The sequence below is a fragment of the Granulicatella balaenopterae genome (assembly GCF_900111135.1).
Classification (GTDB): domain Bacteria; phylum Bacillota; class Bacilli; order Lactobacillales; family Aerococcaceae; genus Granulicatella; species Granulicatella balaenopterae.
In genome coordinates this window covers 1-18,016 of record NZ_FOGF01000007.1, presented here as the reverse complement: position 1 = coordinate 18,016, position 18,016 = coordinate 1, and the positions used below count along the sequence as shown (strand labels likewise).

The following is an 18,016-nucleotide window of genomic DNA, read 5'->3' as shown; positions in this document are numbered from 1 at the left end:
TATTTTCTTATTGGTTAAGCAAGAAAGCCGACAAATCGTTTACCATGAATGCTTATATCTGCGGTAAGTGAAAAAAGAACTGGCAACGGCAATTGCTTATTCTTTTCGTTTTGAATGCTTTTGCAAAATCTTATCACTTTATTTGCATATCTATTGTATCAAATTCTAAATGATTTATCTACTATTCTACATATGGAAAACTTATCTGAATAGCCAAGCAAAGACGATAACAACACTGATATCCCAAAGTACTTGAAAAGCAGCATGAGTCTTATTCTTAACCTTTAATAAATAGACGCTTGGAATATTTATTAATACGATCATTAAGAGTGTATAAGCTATTGATGCGTTGACACCTTTATAAATAAGTGGACTAAATACTAAAGAAGTCAAAAAATGTGCTAATTGATATTGATTTGGTTTTATAATGAAGCCTCCTTTAAAACAATTTACGAATTATATCCTAAATGTAGGGTGAATAGTAGCGCTACAAATAGTAATATTTCAATAATCGTTAAGACAGTTGTAATCAGCCAAAAAGATGATTTAGTTATAGTATCTTTATTTTTTATAACAGATATCATAACAACTGCTCCAATCAGAAGTATACTTAAAATTAAAAATTTCATATTTATCATCCTTTCGTTTTTCATGGGATAGGTAAATCTAAGTAAAAGTGCTTATTGTTTTAGTTGATAGTTACTAGCTTTCATTTTTATAAATAGATAAACACCGAATACAATCGTCATAATGTTCAAGCTAATCCCTAGAACAGTGATATTACTGTAGATAAATGGGATAAACATAAAGACTACACCAAAGATTGAAAATAGACTAGTGATGATCGTATAAACAATGGATAACTCTTCTGAATCATAATCAGCATACATCATTTTTTCAAAGAAATTTCCTGAAATTCCCACTACAATAAAAGTAATAAAGAAGAAAATTAATTTCAAATAGATATTTTCGACTAAAAATACAGCCAGGAAACAACTTCCAGAAATCACATAATCAAAACAGAAAAATAATTTAGGTTGAATTTTGATAATCGGTGCGATAAATGACCCTAAAATATCAGCCGTTCTTCTAACAGCTACCGCTAATCCTAACCATTTTACATCAATTGAGATATCTAATAAATATAAGGGCATTAATGTTAATAATAAATCAGTCGCACCGCTTAGAAAAGCTTCAATAATAATAATTTTGGCAGTCGTTTTTTGTTTGAAAAATAAATTCAAATGCGTTAGATAGACGGATAATTTTTTATGATTAGTTTCTTCTTCAGCTTCAATGGTTGCTGCTTCGTCTTGTTGCTCGCCAAGTGTACGTTTTAATTTCAACTGATAAATAAAGTACGCACCAGCAATGAAGAAGGGAATACTCATTTCCATTACAACGAAGAATGATACAACACCAAGTAAGATAGAAGCGACAAAATTACTAATGATATCCAAGGTATTGCTGGTCATATATTGAATATCCACGGATTTATTAATTAAGTCTGGATCATCATTTAACGATTCTGGAACTAATCTAATCTGAATCGACATTAGAATACAGTTTACTAAATTAAAAATCAAATTCATCACGTAAATATACATCAAAGGAATGGCTTGCGAAAAAGCAACTAAAATCGAACCAACCATACAGAGATGAATTATCTGACAGACCAATAACCATTTTTTTGTATCAGATAATTTCAGTAATAAAGGTGTATACAAAAAGGCGAATACACGTGGAATCATAGTGGTTAATGCAAATAAGGTTAAATTACTAGCATCAACATTGTAAACCGAAACCAAACCAATCGTAATGGCAATCGCATAAAAACTATCGGCAATATTCAAGGTCGATTTCCCTAAAATTAAATATTTAAAGTTTTTAGGATACTTTTTTAGAATGTTCATAGAGCAGCTCCTTTGCATGATTTTAAAATTACGTTAAAAGTATTTTTTGTATTATATCATGTTTTTGTAATATAGCATACTAATTATATAGATGGGAAAGTTGAATCTCTGATGTGCAGATAGTTTGTCTAACGTAAACTTTGGAGAGGTTTTGTTAGTAGTAGAGGATGATAGTTATAAAAAACGAATTGATATGTTTATTAATAATAAAATGTTAAGTAGACTTTACAAAAAACGATTTCAATGTTATACTATAATAAAGTAAAGTTAACTATACTTTTTGAACAAAATTTTATAATATTTCGATTTCGTATTTTTATGTAGTTGTAGTTGTAGTAGGAATAGGGATAAAAAGGTGAGCAAAATGAAAAATAAAATTAAAGATTTGAGGAAAGCGAATAAATTAACACAAGCTGATTTAGCGGGATTAGTGGATACAACTAGGCAAACTATTATATCTATCGAAAATGGGAAATATATTGCCTCATTACCTCTAGCTTATAAAATAGCTCGTGTATTTAATTTAAGCATAGAAGAAGTATTTGATTTTACATCAGAGGAGGAGTGATTCATATGGAAAAAATCAAAACAGAAATCAAAAACAAAATTAAAAAATATGAAATAATCATCATAGTAGCAATAGTAATGCTAGTTATATCAAAATTAGTAATTACAAATCAACAAGTGCCAGCAAGTACTATTAACGAAAGCCTAAAAGTAATGCTAGATGCAGGATTTTTAGGATACAATGCCGGTCTTATCAGCGTCTTGATTGTAGCTATAGGATCATTGAAATATCTTTTATATAAAAATGACGAAAAAAAACTGAAAGAATATTATATTACTTATGCAGATGAAAGATATGCATACATTATGACGAAAAGTGGCATGATGCCAAATCTAATTAATTCATTTGTCATTTTATACATAGGCTATTATATGCAAAATATCAGCATCTATATTTATATAACTTGTCTAATCATCGCAATGCTATTAAGTATCCAAAGTTTAACTTTAAGAGCTTATTACATGAATAAATTATAATATTAGAAATTCAAACAGCAAAGAGACCTCAAAAATCTCCTTGCTGTTTTTTATTGAATTATTCAACAAAATCTTTCAGGATCTTTATAATTCAGTATTAAAATTAAGAAGAAAAGTGTTTTTTTGTATTTCAGAATAAAAATATCTGGATTTCAGAGCTTGATAAGAACGTTTATTTATCATGAAAATATCAATGAAGTAAAAGTTAACACCCTATAAGTCAGATATATTTTACATTAAGAAAAAAACATGTTACAATCAAGTCAAAGAAAGGAGACGTTTAAATGGGGAAGAATTTACGTTTAAAAGCTGCTAGAGCTAGAATTGATATGACACAAAAAGAATTAGCAGAAAAAATAGATGTTTCTCGGCAAACAATAAATGCGATTGAAAAAGGTGACTATAATCCAACGATAAAGTTGTGCATAAAAATTTGTAAAGCATTAAACGTCACCTTAAACGATTTATTTTGGGAGGAAGAAGATGATGAAAAAAACTAAAAAAATATTTATGGTATGTATGTTATTTATTGCTATAGTTGTAATAAAATTAAGTTCTGTAATGAGATTAAAGTCTGAGATAGCTCCTTTGGTGAATTTGACTTACCACCAAGTTTTTATATACAGTATAATCCCAATAATTACCTTGTTTATTATAGGTTTTATTGTATATATTTTGCTTACTAGCATTTCAACAGATAAAAACATGGGAGAATATCCAAAATTTGATGAATATCAAGTTGCTATTAGAAATAAATATGCTTTTAATAGTCTAATGATAATGACTACACTTGTTATTTTGACTAGTTTGAAATCGTCTGCGTATACTTTTGCAGAACCAATAGCTGAAGGCATCATAATTTTATTTATCCCGCTATTATATTTTTCTACTATGTTAAAACTTAAAGGTGCTTATGCAGGCTATAATAAGGAAAAGTCAAATTTACGTTTAAATCTAATATCATTAATAGCTGGACTTGTATTTTGTTATATTATTTATTTGTCTATCAATGATAATGGATTAGAATTTTACTATAAAGATGGCATTATTCAAAATAATATTGTTCAACTTGTTGTTGCTATTAATGCTATATATTTTTCTGTTTTAGGTCTGGTAGTTGATACACTTAAAAATAAAAATAGTATATAATTTTAACACTGTCTTGAAAGAAAAGCGTCAGGATTTGCATCAATCGTGGATAAACAAAGCCTTTATATTAGTGCAATTGGATCTGCATTCAATTGGTAAGATTTCTATGCGATTCATCGGTAAAGTTGATGGCATTTTGAACAATCAGGTTCTTTTTCAAAAAACATGAAAATAGTTTAGTTAAAAAAGAACCAACGATTGCCGTCGTTGGTTCTTTTCATTTTGCATAGTCTTGAAAAAGACATCATCACTTTTATGCATATTTATTATAGCAAACATCGAGAGACTTATCAAGAATTCTACCTAGTAAAAGTGCCTATTGTTTTGGGGATTCAATATTGTTTATTTAATAATAGTGAACCAATATATGCAAAAGTAGAAATGCCGATTAAGTAAATGATATTCACATCATAAACACAATAAATTAGTATTAAGCCTAATACAATGGATATAATTGCTTGTTTAGCGAGTTGGTTTATGGCTTTATATTTCAGCAAGCCCGTATTGTTAGCAATATTAAACATAATAATTTTCTTATTGGTGATTAATAATAGGTTTCCGATCGCTATGCTTAAAAGAATTACAAATAATAACTTAATTAGTTGTGCTAATGCTAGGGGAAAACCAGAAAAATAGACATTTACGGTTGTTAAGCTGATAATATACAAAATAATATTAGTAAGAAAAGTCATATTACTAGCTAGTAATTTTTTTGCTAGGGGCTCTTGTTTAAATAGATCATTATTAACTTTTTCAAAAAGCTCATTTTGTATACAATCGCCTGAAAACATAATTGCAAGAATTGAAAATAGTGTTACAACGATAATGTTTAATATATTTGTATCATTGGATTTCCCATTAAGATAAAATAACAAAGAAACTACTATTACTATTGCAATGTTCTTGATGCTTAATATAGAGTAACTATTTTCTTTATATATTTGTAGGTATTTTTTGAAAATATTCATAGAGCAGCTCCTTTAACACTTTCAAAAGAAACTTGAAAGTGTTATTTTTCTGTATTATATCATATTTTTGTAGTATATGTATGCAAATTATATAGATGAAAAGCCTAATATCGTGTAAGGAGATAAACTACCTAACGTCAACTTTGGAGAGGTTTTGTTGGCGGGAGGGGATGATGGTTTGAAATAGCTCGATAATTTACATTGACAGAAATGGTGAAATTAAATTGACACTAACACTCTTTATCAAGCTGTCTTGATTCTTCCCTTGAATTGACAAGTAAGCGTTCACAAAATATACTATAAATAAAAAGATAAAATTTTGGAATAGTTAGTAATTAAAGAATATTTTCAGCGAAATACATACAGGAAAATATAAAATGAATTGGTATTTTATTGGGGAGGGGATGTAATATGCAAAAAGTACATAAGATAAAATCTAATGAAAATTTGTATCAAATCTTTTTTTACTAAGCTCTTCACTACCGATTTTTGTAGTTAATATATTATTTTATGCGACTAAAGGGTTTAACTTTAAGCAAATTATGTCATTACAAGCTATATCCTCGCTGGTTGTAATTTTATTAGAAGTTCCTTCTGGTGTGTTAGCTGATATGTATAGTCGGAAAAATATGATATTAATTGGTATGCTATGTTCCATCATAGATTTGTTGTTAATTTTGGTTTGTAAACAGTATTTTTGGTTTATTGTGGCAGCTTTATTGGGTGGAGTAGCTGAAGCATTTATCTCAGGTTCAGATATGGCGATGATTTATGATCACTTTCAGCAAAATAAAAAAGAAGACTTATTTGAAGAATATTTTGCATCCATCAGTAGTAAGAAATTTATAGTATTTTCAGCCTCAACTTTGATTGGGGGAAGTTTATTTGGCTATAATCCAGCTTTAGTGGTAGTAATAAGTTTAGTTTTTCAAGTAATAGCGATGATTGCCATTTTCTTATTTGAAGAACATTTAGTAAAGAATGAGTTAGAAAGCATATCTATTAAAAGTAAATTTTTAAAACATTTTACGATATTAAAGCAAACAGAATTATTTAATATCGTCATTTTATTTTTGATTTTGACCTTGACTGTTTCAACTCTCAATCAATTATCACAACAATATTTAGTCGAAATCAATTTCAATATTAAGTATTTAGGCTTACTATTTTTTATTTTCAATATAGTATCGGCGATTGGGTCTAGGTATTATATTTATACTAAAAAACTTGGTGTAACGAAGATAATATTACTGTTTTCAATCATTATGTTTTCGTTATCGCAAATTTACAGTGTTGGGGCGATCGCAATCTTAATCGTTGCTAGATTTTTCACATCTGGTATATGGCCATCGATTAATGTTGAATTTAATAAATTGATAGACAGTGAAGATAGAGCAAGCATCATTTCGTATAAAAATCTATTAATTTCGATATCATTTATTATTGCTGATCCGATTAATGGTATCATAATAGATTTTAAAAATGTGCATTATGTTTATTTTGTTTTTGCTGTGATTTTATTAATTTATTTTATGAAAAGGATTATTAAGAAAAATCAAGTATAAGGTTTCTGCAAAAAAGTAATGTTGATGGCATTTTGAAGAATCGAGTTTTTTCTAAAGAAGCTGCCTAAAATCATACCAACTAGCAGATCTAATTGTGCTTGAAAACAAAAAAGCCCCCTCAAAGCTAGAGTTGTCAGTCTAACTTTAGGGGGAACATAATATAATTATTTTTTGGTTCAAAATAAATCAGAGTGACTACCAGTTCTTGCTGCAGTAAGTATAAGTTTATCACCATCAACGGCATAAATTAAAAGCCAATCTGGTTCGATGTGGCATTCCCTAAATCCATAATAATTTCCAATTAGAGCATGGTCTCTTTTGGCAGGTTCTAAGGGTTCGCCTTTGATAATTTATATCCTCGTTTTTTGATTCTTTTTATATCTTTTTTAAATTGATTGGTAAGGATTAACTTAAGCAATTGCCTAGACCTCCGAATCTTCTAATGCTTCTGCAAAGGAAGAATAGGACTTACTTTCTCGTTTACCTGCTATAATGTCACGTGCTTCTTTTAAAGCTAATTCAGTATCGCGGTTATAGTGTAGTTGTTGTATTTGAAAAGGAAATCCACCTTCCATCAAAGAAGTGTTAATGAAAATGTCGATTGCATCTGTAACAGAAAGTCCGAAGCTATTAAATAACTTTTCTGCAGCTTCTTTTCTTTCAGGTTCAATGCGTAAATTAATGTTTGCTGTTTTGGCCATAATATTTACCTCCTTTTTCTATATTGTATAGCCAAAGATTCACATTCACAACACAAAACTCTGCGCTATTCTACTAATCAGCAACTCGTATGTGCTAGAGGATGGCAATAGTATTCCGTCATTAAATTACTGGCTTCATATAATGAGTTGATGATAATAAATAAAGTAGGGCTATCTAGGTTACCTATATTTTTGCCTCCTATAAATGCCAATTTTTTCTGGTACATTTTTACCCATTTCAGGTACACTAGGTCAGAAGTATGTAAAAATATGGTAGAATATAAGTAACAAAATTGGTCGTAGCAAAAGAATTAAGACGGAATGAAGTGCTTGCTAGTGATCTGTAAGGGGAATTAAGATGGATAAACAAGAATTTATGGTTGCTTTATGTATTGTGTTGATGATGTTATTTGCGGTTGATTCAATTAGTAGTTATTTTGGCTTGTTGGATTCATCGACTATCTATCTTGTGGGCTTAGGTGGCTATCTTCTTACGTATTTGGCGAGCTATCGTAAACAATAATAATGGGGGTAATAACCATTAAAAAACTATTAAAAAGGAGGGCTAATGATGAAACAGGAAGAATTAAGTAATGGTAAGAAGATCGGTATTGGCTTGGATGGTGTAGTTGTTGGTATTATCTTACATAGTTTATATTTGATGATTTAAAGATATCAATCCTCTTGAAGGCTGGCGTAATATTGCTAGTTTCCAGGAGGATTTTTGATTTTTGGATGTTGTCGTTGTATGATTAAAGTGAAAATATGAAAGGATGTGAGGCAATGTTAGGGGCAATTATTGGTGATATTGCGGGTTCAATCTATGAGTTTGATCCGATTAAGACGAAGAATTTTGAATTAATGGCGGATAAGTGTTTTGTGACGGATGATACGATTATGACTTTAGCGGTGGCACAGGCAATTTTGACAATGAATGATACACAAGATGATTTGTCGCAAAAAGCTATCGAATGGATGCAATATTTGGGTAGAAAATATCCTGATTGTGGCTATGGTGATTATTTCAAACAATGGCTTAAAGACACAAACCCAATTCCTTATAATAGTTTTGGTAATGGATCAGCTATGAGAGTTTCACCATGTGCATTGGCGGCTGATAGTTTAGAAGAGGCACTTGATTTAGCTGAAAAAGTCACGATTATAACACATAATCACCCTGAAGGACTTATTGGAGCTAAGGCGACAGTTGCAGCGATTTACTTAGCCAAGTCTGGCAAGTCACTTAATGAGATTCAAGCTTATATTCACGAGAACTATTATCGGATGGATTTCACAATTGATGCCATACGGGAGGATTATCATTTTTCAGAGATTTGCCAAGAAACCGTTCCACAAGCTTTGATGTGTGTCTTTGAGTCAGTAGACTTTTGTGATGCGATTCGCAATGCCGTATCTTTAGGTGGCGATAGCGATACTTTAGCTGCGATTGCTGGTGGGTTTGCCCAAGCGTATTATGGTGTGCCGAAAGATTTAGGTGAGCGTGCCAAAGAGTTTTTAGATGACAGTCAACTAGAAATTCTCAATGCCTTCGAAGCAACATATCAAAACAGGTAATTATAACAACTACCCGATACGCCTCTTTATAATGCGCACCAAGTCGGGTAGTTTTTGTCCTTGAAATACAAATTGTTACAAAAAAATTCAAATCGACACTTTTTTAACTAATACGCAACAAAAACGTAATATATAGAATTTATACGATAAATCACATCTAAAAACGCATAAATATAAAAATAAAATAGACATATCATAACATAATAATGTAATACGATTAAATTCGTACTAATTTTACAGTAGAAAATATCTTTTTACTTGTCAGTTTAACATAGACTCTGTATACTTACTCCATTGTTAAGGCATGAAAACAAAATTTTATGTTTTCAGAATGTAACAGGAGGAAAAGAATGAAAAAAGTTAACAAAGATATAAAATATAAGAGGACGAATTTAAAAAGATTTATTACAATAGGGTTGTGCACTGTTATTTCAGGTGCAGGCATTATACATACCACAGAGACATTCGCTGAGAGTGCACCAACAAATGGAGAATTTGCTACTTATCACTTATTAGAAAAAATCGAAACCATCGATACAATTGAACAACCTAATATAGCTGATAATGGTCAATATGCTACAGCAAAATGGGTTGGTGACTATTATTTAAAACAAGATGGAAAACTAGCGCTTAATCAATGGATTGAAGATCATGGCAATTGGTATTATCTAAAATCAGATGGCAAATTTGCACATGACGAATGGATTGCTGATTATTATTTAAATACGGATGGACGTTTGGCTAGTAATCAATGGATAGAAATGGATAACACTTGGTACTATATTAAAGAAGATGGTCGTTTAGCTAGCAATCAATGGGTTAAGCAAGATGGTCATTGGTATTACATTAATGAAAAAGGCACATATGAAGCCAATCAATGGATGGGTGATTATTATCTAACATCAACTGGCGCTTTAGCACTTAATCAATGGATTCAAGATCCGAATACAAATGAATGGTATTATATAGGTTCTGATGGTTTAATTGCTAGAAATACCACAATCGATGGTTATCAGTTAGCTGATGATGGCACAATTATGCCTGATTTAAGCGTATTAGAAAATAAAGTCAACCAAACAGTCTATAATGGCCAATGTTATGGTTTAACAGCTTTTTACGTGGATTCATTGCATGGACCTAAATTAATGGGATCTGGACATATGCGTGCCGAAACCATTGGCAGCGATTATGATTGGGCAAGCTATGGATTTGAAGTAATTAATAATCCTACATACGATCAGATTAAAGCTGGTGATATTATTCAATGGAAAGCTAATACACGTTTGGCACCAGGATATTATGGTCACACCGGAATCATTCGTGGTAAATCAAATGGTCAATTACTAACATACGAACAAAATGCTGGTCGTGGTCAAATCTGTTATAAATATACACGTGATTTTATTCAACAAGATGTAAAAAGTATTGTTAGAAAAATTATGTAATAAGTATTGAAGCTTAAAACGTAGATGAATGTCTGCGTTTTTTATTTGCGTTAAAATAGCTGATTTAGGTGTATTATTAATAGCAGTCTTTTTTGTTTTATAATTTAGTTTACATAATATACATTATAAGAAGTAATATATCGAGAAATTTACCAGTCTCCTAATATAGCTTATTGATAGTTCATTATTTTAGTTTTTCATGTCGATTGCTGTTGTTATGTTTGTTATTAGTTATGATTACTTGTAATTCTTTTATAGATTGTTTATTAAGTTAATTGGATTGCTTGCTGCAACTTGTTGTTAGTTGTATTGATTGCTGAAGCATTTAATTCAGTTTTAATTGTTTAGTTAGAATTTATCGATTATTGATTTGATTCAGTTTTTGCTGCTTATTGGGATTATTTTATGATTATTACTAGCTGTATTTGTTGTTTAATTCATTGTTTAACACATTTTATCGTGATTTTAAGCTATTTTTAGCTAAAATTCATTTACATATATTACTATAGTCAAAATACGTTCTACAAGGCTTATAACGGCTCTCTCAGCACGCTTTTTTTGACAGATTTCTTTAAATAAGGAGGTTTTCGCTGTAAAATCACTAAAAAAGAAGCCTATTTTTACTAATAAGCTTCTAATTTAACTATTTTAATCCATTGTTAACATAATCTATTACCTCATCGAATGCCCCTTTTTGATAAATAATTGCATCTGTTTCACGTTTACCGTTTGAATCACGGATTAAGAGTTTGATTTCTTCGGCATTAACTTTTTGGTAATATAGATTGGTCTTGATTTTAATTTGTTCAATATTTTTAAATGGGATTAATTCATAATTTGCTGCTAATCTACTGCGAATTACTACCCCTTCTTCCACGATTTGATAACCGTGAGCTAGATAATTAACGATAGTTGTAGCTACCGTTAAGGCTAGCGCAATATAAGTTGCATAATTTACCATCGGCACGGTATAGTCAACAATTAAGCCAATTGGTAGCCAGAAGCATAAGATTTTCATGAAGAAGTACTTAATCACGCTAATTGGACGGCGAGTTGCACTTTGATAAACTGGGAATTCTGGTATGAACCCCTCTGCGAATGCCGGAATTTGATCCTTCTTCATGAATAAAGAAATATTACTTGTATTATCGGTTATTCCTATAGTTTCTACTTTTAGATATTGATAACCTAAACATGCTGATAAAATTGTTTGGCGAACGCTAAGTGAGACAATATTCTTAACAGGAATCATATATTCAGTCTTATGCGTTAAGCCGTATGAAAGATAGATATTCTTCTTAGAGCGACGAATCGTAAAGTTAAAAGCCTTATTATACACTTTCAAAATATCATAAATAATATATAAAACTGGAAAAATAACCACCGCTAAATCCTTTACTTCAAAGCTATCACCTTTATATTGGATAAACACCAGCAAAACAATAATTGCAAAAATGATAAAATTCATCATTGACACTAAGGAATCTAAAAAGATGTGTTTAGTAGCATCTTTTAATGAAAATTGCTTTTTGGCTAGATACTCTTCTGGTTCACGTATGAGTGGTGTTGGTTCGGTTGTTACGGTATTGAAATCGTCTGCTGATAACGTTTTTCGTACGAGTTCGTGATGTTCTTGCTTACGTAAACTATTAATCATTGCTTGGAAGTTTATCGCTTCCTGCTTGCCTAAAACAATACTAAAGTCATCTTCTTCAGCTGTTGAAGTGGTATTAATATCGATACTGACCTTTTTTAAGCCTAATAGACGATTGAATAACGTGCTATCTAGTGTTACATTGGTGATATTTTCTAGATTGGCTTGTTTTGATTTTTTAATGAGAATGGTACGTTTTTGGTAATAAATCTCGTTTTTATCTAAACTAATAAAGGTATTCTTCCAAACAAACCAGCTACGAATGGCACTTAGAATCATCACTAAAAGCATAAAACCAATTGTTGAAAAGACATAAATTAACTGACCAGAATCAATTGTGTGAATTTCAGCTAATAAATTAAGCGCATTATCAATATTTTGTCCAAAGAAGACTAATAAAAGGATTAGAGGCTGTACTAGCCCGTTGATAATGATTAATTTACTGTTATGAAAGACTTGTTTAGTGGTTTGTTGTGTCATTTTCATCACCAACTTCTTTTAGACTACTTGCTGGATTACAAGTATATGCAACTTCTTCTCCATCAAGTCTACAAAATGCTTGTTGTTTGGCAGCTATAGCATCTTCTTTTGCAAATTGATTAATAACTTCTTTTAGATCCACTACTAATTGTTCCGCTACTTCTTGATCTAAATATTCAATCTCTAATTCACCGCCAGCTGTAATAAGATTGACATTAGCTAGTTTAAAGTGGCGATTAACGAAACCTTCTGATAACTCAACTTGCTGAATGCGACGAATTGGAATAATCGTGCGTGATACAAAAATAACTCCTGTTAAATACTCGACACTTTCACTAGTGATACGATATTTTTTATGTTTAAAGCCAACTGTAAAGTCTAAAACCCATTCAAAAATAATATAAGCAAAGACTAAATATTTGATAATGGCTACAACATTGCGGACAGTTTCAGGAATTGTAAAGGCATTAATAACTAAACTAATAACCGAAACAATAATTCCTGCAATAATTGCCCAAATTGCTTCTTTAATTGCTAAACTTTTACGAGCATTCTTACTTAAATTAATATAATCCATCGTTTCACTCCTTTAATATGATAAAATTAGTATAACCTAAACTATTATCAAATACTATACAAATTAAGTCCATATCACACAAAAAAGCCCTTATACCACGTGTTTCACAGTATAAGGGCTTTTATATTATAAATGATTTTTTAGATATAGTTGTTTAGTTAAGTGACCAATCATTAAGTAAGCTAAAAATAGAATTAAGCTAATCGTACAAAAGATGCTGCCTTCTAATCCAAACGCTCCACCTGTTGCCCAAGTTGCGCCCTGTGTTTGGACTTGGATAAAGGATTCGCTTGTTGTAAGACCACTAACTTGGAAAGAAAAGACACTCCCTTGTAGGCAATTCCAACAAGCATGCATCCCACAAACGCTCCATAAATGATTTGTTTTTAGCATATAGATACTCATCACCACACCGAAAAGGAATAAATTACTAACAGGAATCACTGAAATACCATCATTAGCTAGATGCATTACCATAAATAATAATGAATTTGCAATGATTGCCACCATTTTTGAATAACGACCTAATAAATTACCAAAAAACCATCCACGAAAGACTAATTCTTCAGTACTACTTTGAATAATCCAGCCAAACATTATAATAATGAATGATTGCAGTAAAGCCGAACTAAAGGTAACGCCTGTAAAGCTTAAATCTCCTACTAAATACATCATAAGACAAGTTGTAAATAAGATGATTACCCCCGATAAGACACCTTTTAAGAATTCAAGTATAGGATTGGTACCTTTAAAGATTAAGCCCAAGCCTTGTAAGGGACTCTCATCAACAAATTGTGTCCACAGCATCATTGCTATAGCTACAAAACCAAATGAATATAATGTCATTGGTAAAGTTAATTCACCTTCATTTTGAATGGTAATAAATGCTGTTGGAATATTTCCAAGAAAAAATATCAAAAATAAGATAATACTTGCTACAAAAATATTATATGGCCCACGTTCTTGGTATTCCTTTTTAATCTCATAGAATGCTTTTTCCATTATTCTTCCCCCTCAATATGATGAATCGTCATGTTAATGGTATTGCGCAAACTGACTAATTCCATCTTCAAATTACGCATATGTTCCAAATTCGTTTTAATGGTTTTTCTAGTTTTGAAATCAAAAAATAAGACATCTCCATAAGTATCCCACAACCGATCACGTCGATTGATTTCCATAAGTATCCCACAACCGATCACGTCGATTGATTTCTGTATATTGTAAATTAGTTGTTGGCATCTCATTCAATTCTTCTTGCAAAATTCTCAGATATTTCCGCAAAACAGAAATTCTTGCCTCCGCCTCGGCAATGCGCTTGTATTTTAACCACCCAAAAAGAATACTATCGCCTGAAAATAAATCTAGATTTGCTAAACTACTTGCTTTTTCTAATGATAAAATAATGGCATCTACAACTTTAATAGTTTGGGAAATAGTTCGTAAAGTATCAATATAATTATCCTTATTAACGTTCATTTATCTCATCTCCTTATAGATTAGCTTTACTTTATTATACACTAAAACTGAGATATTTTAGCAAAAAATACAAAAAATCATAATCGCATCTTTCTTAATACGACTATGATTTCGATTTTATAAACTACGCCATTTACTAAATGGATATAGGACATATTGTGTTTCTGCTAAGATATCTTCTGCTTTAATGCAACCAATAATACGGCTATCAGTAGAATTCAAACGATTATCACCCATGACAAAATATTCACCCTCTGGAACAGTAATCGGGCCGAAATCTTTTGTATAAGACCCCTCACCTAAGTACTGCTCTTCTAAAGGTTCGCCATTAATCAAGACGTGATGATTTTCGGCGCTAATAATATCACCAGGCATCCCAATTACACGCTTAATATATAGACGTTCTTTATTGTTTGAACCTTTATTATGTGAGTTCAATATCACAATATCAAATTGGTCAATTGATGTGAATTTTGTTGCTAGAACACGTTCTTTATTTTCTAAAGTAGGCATCATAGATTCGCCTGAAATTTGGTAAATATCGGCAATCCAGAATTTAATCCCAAAAATGACCAATAACATTATTAAAAAGGCTTTATATTCTTTAAAAAAGTATTTTAATGCTTCCCAAATTTTCTCCATACAAAAATCCCCTTATTTATTAATTAGAATAAATCTTCCATATCGTCATCTTTAACTTGATCAAAATTACTACTTGCAGTGATTTCTTCAACAGTAATACCTGCTAGACAATGTTCGATTAAGCCCTCTACATCTAAACGAGCTTCATATTCACGCGCTTTTTCTAATTTTGGTCTTGTTTTTGGACTTGGTGGTGCAAATACTGTACAGCAATCTTCAAATGGTTCGATTGAGATATCAAATGTATCAATTTCTTTGGCTACGGCAATGATATCTAATTTGTCCATTGTTGCTACTGGACGGATAACTGGTGTATTTGTTACGTCATTAATGGCGATCATACTTTCTAAGGTTTGTGAAGCTACTTGTCCAACTGATTCACCTGTTGCAATGGCTAAGCCACCTTGTTGTTTACGTAATTCGTCAGTTAAACGCATCATCATACGACGCATTACCGTCATTAAGTAGTTTTCAGGCACACTTTTTTTGATTTGTTCTTGAATTTCAGTAAATGGAACGGTAAAGAATTGCATTGAACCACCATAGACTGCTAATTTGGCTGCTAGGCGTTTTGTTTTTGTTAAGGCATCTGGACTTGTATATGGCGGACTAGCAAAGTGAACTAATTGCACTTCCATTCCACGTTTTAAGGCTAAATAAGTTGCTACTGGTGAATCAATCCCACCCGAAAGCATCATATTGACACGTCCTGAAGTCCCAACTGGTAAGCCACCAGCACCTTGAATGGTTTGTAAACTTACCATAATGTGCTCACGACGCACATCTACACGAACATTGATATCTGGTTGTTTTAATTTAACCGTAATTCCTGGGAAAGCATCTAAGACCGCATCACCTAAGAATAAGTTAATATCTGTTGTGTCGTATTCGAAGCTATGGTCCGAACGTTTTGTCGTGATTTTGAAGTTTTTCTCTGTTGGGTTTAAGTCTTTTAATAGGTCTAAGACAACTGCTTTGACTTGCTCCATATCTTTCTCAACAATATAGACTGGTGAGAAGCTTTGAATCCCGAAAATTGGTTTTAATAACTTCATAATTTCTTCTTCAGGTGCACCATTTAAATCTAAGTACATGAAGTCGTATTCTGGGTGAACTTTTACTTCTGGATATTGGCGGATTGCTTTTTTTATATTTTTTGCTAATTGTTGCGTAAATGCTTTTTTATTACGGCCTTTAGTTGATAATTCACCGTAACGTACTAATAATCTAACTTTCATTAAAAATCTCCTAATTATTTATTTTCTTAAAAATGCGAATTTATGTTTTAAGTCTTTTAAGGCTTTAATTAATGCTTGGACTTCTTCTTTTGTATTGTCTTTTGAGAAACTCACGCGAACAGCACATTTAGCGAAGTCGTCTGGAACATTCATCGCCATTAAAGTTCCTGAATGCACACCTTTTTTACTTGAGCAAGCACTTGTCGTTGAGATATAAAAGCCCTCTTCTTCTAAAGCATGAACTAATACTTCGCCACGGACACCATGCATGGCAAAACATAATACATGTTCAGCACCGTCTTTTGGCGAGAAGATTTTGATATTATCTTCTTCCTCTAAATATTGCCATAATTCATCACGTAAACTAATCATATTATTTGTTTGTTCTAATGTTAAACGTAATGCTTTAGCAGTTGCTACAATACCTGGTAAATTCTCGGTTGTACTGCGTAAGTTTTTTTCTTGTCCACCACCAGTTAATAATGGATTAATCATTTTACCGATTTTTTTGTATAAAATCCCTACGCCACGGGGTCCATGGAATTTATGAGCTGATAATGATAACAAATCAATGCGCTTGCAAGTTAAGACTTCACGAACTGATTCCACAGCTTGTACTGCATCGACATGAAAATGAATTGCAGGATACTCTTCTAAGATTGCACCGATTTCGTGAATTGGTTGAATAGCACCAATCTCATTATTAACAGCCATAACTGACACCAAAATAGTATCTTTTTGAATGGCTTTTTGAATAGCTTCAGCTGATACAACTCCTTCTTTATTTGGCGCAATATACGTTACTTGATAGCCAAGCATTTCTAATTGACGCATTGATTGTAAGACTGATGGGTGTTCGATTTTAGTGGTAATAATATGTTTACCGAATTGACGTTTTTCAATCGCTGTTCCTTTGATTGCCCAGTTATTACTTTCTGTACCGCCTGATGTGAAATAAATACTATCAGTTGCCACACCTAATTGTTTGGCAATCATTTCACGGGCTTTATCTAATACGGTATGCGCTTTTGTCCCTAAATTATGTAAACTTGATGGATTTCCCCAATAATTTTCACTAGTTTGGCAATATGCTTGTAGTGCTTCTGGGAAGATTTTAGTTGTTGCTGCATTATCTAAATAAATCATCTTTCTACCTCTCTTCTTTTAACATCTTCCATCTTATCATAAAGTGCATCATAAAACAGTCATTTTATCGAATTTCCACTAATTTTTTTAGGTTCTACAATAAATGATGTTGTTGAAGAAATTCTTCAATGGCATCATTTATTTTTTTATACACAAAAAGCATCTGATGCCCTATAATAAAATCGACCAAAATTTTAAAAAGGAGGGCTTCAGATGCCTAATAGTAATTGTATACGAACTTTATTAAATATTCCAGATAAAAATATCATTTTTGATAATAATTCAGTATCCAAAACAGTAACAAATGGTATTACTTATACTACAGTTGATGCTGTTTTAACTTACAAGCCAAAATGCTGTCCAAAATGTGGTTGTGTTAATGAAAATTACAGTATTACTAAGCATAGTTTTACAAAGTGTAGCGTAAAGTATAATAAAGT

19 protein-coding genes and 3 pseudogenes are annotated in these 18,016 nt (G+C 31.4%); 10 read left to right on the top strand and 12 right to left on the bottom strand.

Going from position 1 to position 18,016, the window contains the following annotated elements:
* Positions 1-680 precede the first annotated feature (680 nt).
* A complete protein-coding gene (locus tag BMX09_RS10250; RefSeq protein WP_245711114.1) occupies positions 681-1,913 on the bottom strand; it encodes an MFS transporter in 1,233 nt (410 codons plus the stop codon).
* A 364-nt stretch (positions 1,914-2,277) separates the two neighbouring features.
* Between BMX09_RS10250 and BMX09_RS02595 the strand changes: the two genes are divergently transcribed.
* The 4 genes from BMX09_RS02595 (at position 2,278) to BMX09_RS02580 (ending at position 4,106) form a co-directional block, all read left to right on the top strand.
* On the top strand, positions 2,278-2,481 hold the full coding sequence (locus BMX09_RS02595) for a helix-turn-helix transcriptional regulator (protein ID WP_089746146.1): 204 nt from the start codon (positions 2,278-2,280) through the stop codon (positions 2,479-2,481).
* A gap of 5 nt (positions 2,482-2,486) precedes the next feature.
* Positions 2,487-2,957: a hypothetical protein gene (locus BMX09_RS02590; RefSeq protein WP_089746145.1), complete on the top strand. Its 471-nt coding sequence runs from the start codon at positions 2,487-2,489 to the stop codon at positions 2,955-2,957.
* 284 nt (positions 2,958-3,241) lie between these two features.
* Positions 3,242-3,457: a helix-turn-helix transcriptional regulator gene (locus BMX09_RS02585; RefSeq protein WP_089746144.1), complete on the top strand. Its 216-nt coding sequence runs from the start codon at positions 3,242-3,244 to the stop codon at positions 3,455-3,457.
* Complete coding sequence (locus BMX09_RS02580; RefSeq protein WP_143054366.1) at positions 3,444-4,106, top strand: hypothetical protein; 663 nt, start codon at positions 3,444-3,446, stop codon at positions 4,104-4,106. Before BMX09_RS02585 ends, BMX09_RS02580 begins: the two co-directional genes overlap by 14 nt.
* 332 nt (positions 4,107-4,438) lie before the next feature.
* On the opposite strand, the gene BMX09_RS02575 is transcribed toward BMX09_RS02580, so the two are convergent.
* Positions 4,439-5,074 carry a hypothetical protein gene (locus tag BMX09_RS02575; protein WP_089746142.1) on the bottom strand — a complete coding sequence of 212 codons (636 nt, stop codon included), beginning with the start codon at positions 5,072-5,074 and terminating at the stop codon, positions 4,439-4,441.
* A gap of 470 nt (positions 5,075-5,544) precedes the next feature.
* Between BMX09_RS02575 and BMX09_RS02570 the strand changes: the two are divergent.
* Both BMX09_RS02570 and BMX09_RS10435 read left to right on the top strand, forming a co-directional pair.
* A pseudogene (locus BMX09_RS02570) lies at positions 5,545-6,261 on the top strand (MFS transporter); the annotation flags it as partial.
* Positions 6,247-6,639 (top strand): MFS transporter, encoded by a 393-nt coding sequence (locus tag BMX09_RS10435; protein WP_407645245.1) that lies wholly within the window; start codon positions 6,247-6,249, stop codon positions 6,637-6,639. The pseudogene BMX09_RS02570 and the gene BMX09_RS10435, both read left to right, overlap by 15 nt.
* A 176-nt stretch (positions 6,640-6,815) precedes the next feature.
* Here BMX09_RS10435 and BMX09_RS02565 read toward each other — a convergent pair.
* Both BMX09_RS02565 and BMX09_RS02560 read right to left on the bottom strand, forming a co-directional pair.
* Positions 6,816-7,057: pseudogene (locus BMX09_RS02565) on the bottom strand (type II toxin-antitoxin system YafQ family toxin).
* A 4-nt stretch (positions 7,058-7,061) separates the two neighbouring features.
* Positions 7,062-7,340, bottom strand: coding sequence for a type II toxin-antitoxin system RelB/DinJ family antitoxin (locus tag BMX09_RS02560; RefSeq protein ID WP_089746140.1), 279 nt, complete (start codon positions 7,338-7,340; stop codon positions 7,062-7,064).
* 358 nt (positions 7,341-7,698) lie between these two features.
* Here BMX09_RS02560 and BMX09_RS10035 point away from each other — a divergent pair, with 358 nt between their 5' ends.
* The 3 genes from BMX09_RS10035 to BMX09_RS02550 all read left to right on the top strand — a co-directional run bounded on the left by BMX09_RS10035 (position 7,699) and on the right by BMX09_RS02550 (position 10,360).
* Complete coding sequence (locus BMX09_RS10035; RefSeq protein ID WP_177159506.1) at positions 7,699-7,863, top strand: hypothetical protein; 165 nt, start codon at positions 7,699-7,701, stop codon at positions 7,861-7,863.
* A gap of 260 nt (positions 7,864-8,123) precedes the next feature.
* Positions 8,124-8,915 carry an ADP-ribosylglycohydrolase family protein gene (locus tag BMX09_RS02555; protein WP_089746139.1) on the top strand — a complete coding sequence of 264 codons (792 nt, stop codon included), beginning with the start codon at positions 8,124-8,126 and terminating at the stop codon, positions 8,913-8,915.
* A 350-nt stretch (positions 8,916-9,265) separates the two neighbouring features.
* Positions 9,266-10,360 carry a CHAP domain-containing protein gene (locus BMX09_RS02550; protein WP_177159505.1) on the top strand — a complete coding sequence of 365 codons (1,095 nt, stop codon included), beginning with the start codon at positions 9,266-9,268 and terminating at the stop codon, positions 10,358-10,360.
* 643 nt (positions 10,361-11,003) lie between these two features.
* Here BMX09_RS02550 and BMX09_RS02545 read toward each other — a convergent pair.
* From BMX09_RS02545 to BMX09_RS02510, 8 genes are all read right to left on the bottom strand, one after another.
* A complete protein-coding gene (locus tag BMX09_RS02545) occupies positions 11,004-12,500 on the bottom strand; it encodes a PH domain-containing protein (protein WP_089746137.1) in 1,497 nt (498 codons plus the stop codon).
* Positions 12,475-13,071 (bottom strand): PH domain-containing protein, encoded by a 597-nt coding sequence (locus BMX09_RS02540; RefSeq protein WP_089746136.1) that lies wholly within the window; start codon positions 13,069-13,071, stop codon positions 12,475-12,477. The genes BMX09_RS02545 and BMX09_RS02540 overlap by 26 nt, the downstream gene beginning before the upstream one ends.
* A 126-nt stretch (positions 13,072-13,197) precedes the next feature.
* Complete coding sequence (locus BMX09_RS02535) at positions 13,198-14,073, bottom strand: CPBP family intramembrane glutamic endopeptidase (RefSeq protein WP_089746135.1); 876 nt, start codon at positions 14,071-14,073, stop codon at positions 13,198-13,200.
* Positions 14,073-14,252 (bottom strand): hypothetical protein, encoded by a 180-nt coding sequence (locus BMX09_RS02530; RefSeq protein ID WP_089746134.1) that lies wholly within the window; start codon positions 14,250-14,252, stop codon positions 14,073-14,075. The genes BMX09_RS02535 and BMX09_RS02530 overlap by 1 nt, the downstream gene beginning before the upstream one ends.
* Positions 14,233-14,550 carry a hypothetical protein gene (locus BMX09_RS02525; RefSeq protein ID WP_089746133.1) on the bottom strand — a complete coding sequence of 106 codons (318 nt, stop codon included), beginning with the start codon at positions 14,548-14,550 and terminating at the stop codon, positions 14,233-14,235. Before BMX09_RS02525 ends, BMX09_RS02530 begins: the two co-directional genes overlap by 20 nt.
* A 117-nt stretch (positions 14,551-14,667) precedes the next feature.
* Entirely contained in the window at positions 14,668-15,192 is a 525-nt protein-coding gene (gene lepB / locus BMX09_RS02520) for a signal peptidase I (protein ID WP_089746132.1), read from the bottom strand.
* A gap of 23 nt (positions 15,193-15,215) precedes the next feature.
* Positions 15,216-16,430: a tRNA uracil 4-sulfurtransferase ThiI gene (gene thiI / locus BMX09_RS02515; RefSeq protein ID WP_089746131.1), complete on the bottom strand. Its 1,215-nt coding sequence runs from the start codon at positions 16,428-16,430 to the stop codon at positions 15,216-15,218.
* Positions 16,431-16,448: 18 nt separating this feature from the next.
* Positions 16,449-17,576: a cysteine desulfurase family protein gene (locus tag BMX09_RS02510; protein ID WP_089746130.1), complete on the bottom strand. Its 1,128-nt coding sequence runs from the start codon at positions 17,574-17,576 to the stop codon at positions 16,449-16,451.
* A gap of 213 nt (positions 17,577-17,789) precedes the next feature.
* Between BMX09_RS02510 and BMX09_RS10170 the strand changes: the two are divergent.
* A pseudogene (locus BMX09_RS10170) lies at positions 17,790-18,016 on the top strand (hypothetical protein); the annotation flags it as partial.